Annotated in this window: 5 protein-coding genes; 3 read left to right on the top strand and 2 right to left on the bottom strand. The window is 67.9% G+C overall.

The features are described from left to right. The first annotated feature begins 6 nt into the window (after positions 1–6). Positions 7–135 carry a hypothetical protein gene (locus tag ACFVJS_RS27325; RefSeq protein ID WP_378886690.1) on the top strand — a complete coding sequence of 43 codons (129 nt, stop codon included), beginning with the start codon at positions 7–9 and terminating at the stop codon, positions 133–135. A gap of 101 nt (positions 136–236) precedes the next feature. On the opposite strand, the gene ACFVJS_RS27320 is transcribed toward ACFVJS_RS27325, so the two are convergent. Next, a complete protein-coding gene (locus ACFVJS_RS27320; RefSeq protein WP_378886689.1) occupies positions 237–1,283 on the bottom strand; it encodes a hypothetical protein in 1,047 nt (348 codons plus the stop codon). Positions 1,284–1,580: 297 nt separating this feature from the next. On the opposite strand from ACFVJS_RS27320, the gene ACFVJS_RS27315 reads away from it, so the two are divergent. Both ACFVJS_RS27315 and ACFVJS_RS27310 read left to right on the top strand, forming a co-directional pair. Beyond that, on the top strand, positions 1,581–1,913 hold the full coding sequence (locus ACFVJS_RS27315) for a WhiB family transcriptional regulator (protein WP_338144158.1): 333 nt from the start codon (positions 1,581–1,583) through the stop codon (positions 1,911–1,913). A gap of 30 nt (positions 1,914–1,943) precedes the next feature. Beyond that, positions 1,944–2,300 carry a metallopeptidase family protein gene (locus tag ACFVJS_RS27310; protein WP_378886688.1) on the top strand — a complete coding sequence of 119 codons (357 nt, stop codon included), beginning with the start codon at positions 1,944–1,946 and terminating at the stop codon, positions 2,298–2,300. Positions 2,301–2,394: 94 nt separating this feature from the next. Here the strand turns inward: ACFVJS_RS27310 and crcB are convergent, their stop codons facing one another. After that, positions 2,395–2,760: a fluoride efflux transporter CrcB gene (gene crcB, locus ACFVJS_RS27305; protein WP_378886687.1), complete on the bottom strand. Its 366-nt coding sequence runs from the start codon at positions 2,758–2,760 to the stop codon at positions 2,395–2,397. Positions 2,761–2,899 lie beyond the last annotated feature (139 nt).

The raw sequence follows: 2,899 nt of genomic DNA, 5'->3' as shown, positions 1-2,899 counted from the left end.
GTCGCGGTGACCGAGGGCGACAAGGTCGAGGCCCAGCGCCGGTTCGGGGTCTCCGTCAACGCGTACGCGGTGAACGACCTGGCCGCCGCCGTCGACGGGACGGACGAGGCCGGCGCGCCCCTCGTCTGGACGTAGCGGAGCGAGGAGCGCCAGCGACGAGCGAAGCGGAGGAAGACGAGGGTTATAGCGCCGGACTCGCGACGCGTCAGCGGCGCAAATCGCAGAGCAATCGCAATTTATTCAGGCCAGGCGTCGAAGACCTGGCCGCCGTTGGTGGTCAGGTGGTTGTGCAGCTGCTCGCCGGCAGCGGCGTCCCGGAGCGTACGAAGCACGAGGCGGCGACCGTCGGCCGGGTTGGCGCTCGGCGGGCCCGGGGTCAGGGCCATGGTCTCGCTGACCCGGTCGGTCAGCAGGCGCAGGTGGCTGCGTTCGCCGCCCGCGTAGATGACGTGGGTGTGCTCGAGCGGGGAAGCCCACAGGATGTTGCCCTCGACGACGATCAGGCGCGACTCGGTGGCCATCACCTTCATCTCGACGTCGGTCATGTTCTGGATCATGTCGGCCCCGGCGAGGATCGACTCGCCCTCGTGCAGGAAGGCGGGGAGTGCGTGCGTGAGGTTGGCCTCGATCAGCGCGGCCTCCTCGCGGGCACGCTGCTGAGCTCCCAGCTGACCGCCGTAAGCGCTGCCGACGGCGCGCTGGGCACCCGTGTTCGGGGCCTGGCCGTAGGAGCCGGTGTTGGTGCCGTACGGGCCCTGGTTGGGGTAGTAGGAGCCGGTGTTCGGGTAGGACGAGCCCGGGGGCGGATAGGACCCGGGAGTCGGAGCCACACCGTAGTTGGTGGGAGCGGGCTGACCGTAGGCGCTACCGGCGCCGTACTCGCCGCCCCAGCTGGCGTCGACGTTCAGTTGCGCGCCGGCGGCTCGAGCGGCGTAGTCGAGGGTCGGGAAGAAGTCGTGGAAGGCGTCCTTGTCCCGGATCTTCATCGTCGTCGAGTAGGACGATCCGGGCACCAGCGCCTCGATGATGAAGTCGCCCAGGCTGGGCGGCGGCGGCACACCGATGAAGGTGACCACGGCCAGGTTGACCGAGAAGACACGCTCGTGGAACTCGAACATCACCCGGCGGTCGGTCAGGAACGCGTGGCCCGACGCATTCCCCTCGTGAGGGAACTTGACCGCGACCCGAGCCCACTGGACCTCACCAGGCTGGAGCAGGGACTTCACCAGAAGCCAGTCGCGGGTCTCCGAGGCGATGGCTCGGCTGTTGGGATCATGCGCCATCCGTCGGTGGAAGTCCTCCACGGGTCGGTGGCCCACGGTGATGGACGCCGAGGCCCTTCTCATTGAGCGCATGGTCGCAAACCCTAGCCCTTCCTCCCTCTAGTGTGGACAGTTTGTACCAGCAGGGTCGCGAAGTTGTGGAATCCCCTGATGTAGATGACACCTCAACTCTGCGTGACCGCTCCAAGCACCTGCCTATTGACAGAAAACTGACAGGCCATCCGACCACCCTCTTCGGTGGGTATCCCTGACGACGGGGATCAGCGAGGGGATGGGATTGAGATGACTGTTTCGCCTGTGGCGACGGAGAGAGAGACGTCCGGCGTGCACTGGAGTGAGCTGCCGTGTGCGATCGAGGACGGTGACCTGTGGTTCGCCGCGACCAGCGCTGACGCCGACCGGGCCAAGGAGCTGTGTCGTACGTGTCCGCTGCAGCGTTCCTGCCTGCAGGGAGCGATCGCTCGCCAGGAGCCGCACGGAGTATGGGGCGGCGAGGTCTTCTACGAGGGGATCGTGGTCGCTCGCAAGCGCACCCGCGGCCGGCCGCGCAACGGCGAGCTCCACCAGCGGGACCTGGAGCGCCAGGCTCGCGCAAACCTGCGGAAAAATACGTCCGAAGCAGTTGCGTAGCTGTATCTGTCACCCGGCAGAATAGCTCCTGTGGGGATTGAGATAAGCCCAGAGCGCTTCGACGCACTCGTGGACCAGGCGCTCGACGCGATCCCGGACGAGCTGGCGGCCCAAGTGCACAACCTCGTGGTTCTCGTCGAGGAGTGGCCGCCCGAGAGCGAGCCGCAGGACACCCTCGGGCTCTACGACGGCGTGGCGCTGACCGACCGCAACGACCTCTACGGCCTCACCCTGCCCGACCGCGTCTTCATCTTCCGTCAGCCGCTCCAGCAGATGTGCGTGGACGAGGCCGACCTGGCTGCGGAGATCCGCATCACCGTCATCCACGAGATCGCCCACCACTTCGGCATCGACGACGAGAAGCTCCACGAGCTCGGGTGGGCTTGATTGTTGGCGATTGCTTCGCAATGCGCGAGCGCTTTCGCTTGACCCTCGTCTTCCTCCGCTGCGTCCAGACGAAGGGCGCTCCAGCGCTGGTGGCTCAGTGATGCATCAGGACGTAGCCGAGGCTGACCGCGGCGGTCCCGACCGCGAGCGAGCCGACGACGTTGAGGGCGGCGGACCGCCACCGGCCGTTCTCGGCCAGGCGGACGGTCTCGTAGGAGAAGGTCGAGAACGTCGTCAGTGCTCCGCAGAACCCGGTGCCGGCCAGGGTGAGCACCCACGCAGGGAGTACGCCGCCCGCGGCCGCCCCGGCCAGCACGCCGAGCAGGAGCGAGCCGACGGCGTTGACCGCCATGGTCCCCCAGGGGAAGTCCGACCCGGTCCACTGGCGGACGTAGAGGTCGGTCAGGTAGCGGGCCGGCGCCCCGATCGCGCCGCCGAGCAGCACCAGGAGCACGGTCATCGATCCTCTCCTCTGCCCGGATCCGGGACGGGGTCGGGATCGAGGTCGGGGTCGATGCCGTCGACCACCACCTGGCGACCGCTGTCGAGCACGATCACCCGGCCGAGCGTCAGCCCGAGCCAGACGGCGCCGATCCCGG

Origin of the sequence: Nocardioides sp. NPDC057772, from assembly GCF_042798075.1 — a bacterium.
In the GTDB taxonomy this organism is placed as follows: Bacteria; Actinomycetota; Actinomycetes; order Propionibacteriales; family Nocardioidaceae; genus Nocardioides.
This window is presented reverse-complemented; position numbering and strand designations above follow the sequence as displayed.

Bases quoted from the DNA above. Each gene is read 5' to 3' on its own strand.
- crcB (WP_378886687.1), bottom strand. From the start codon at position 2,760: ATGACCGTGCTCCTGGTGCTGCTCGGCGGCGCGATCGGGGCGCCGGCC.
- ACFVJS_RS27320 (WP_378886689.1), bottom strand. From the start codon at position 1,283: ATGGCGCATGATCCCAACAGCCGAGCCATCGCCTCGGAGACCCGCGAC.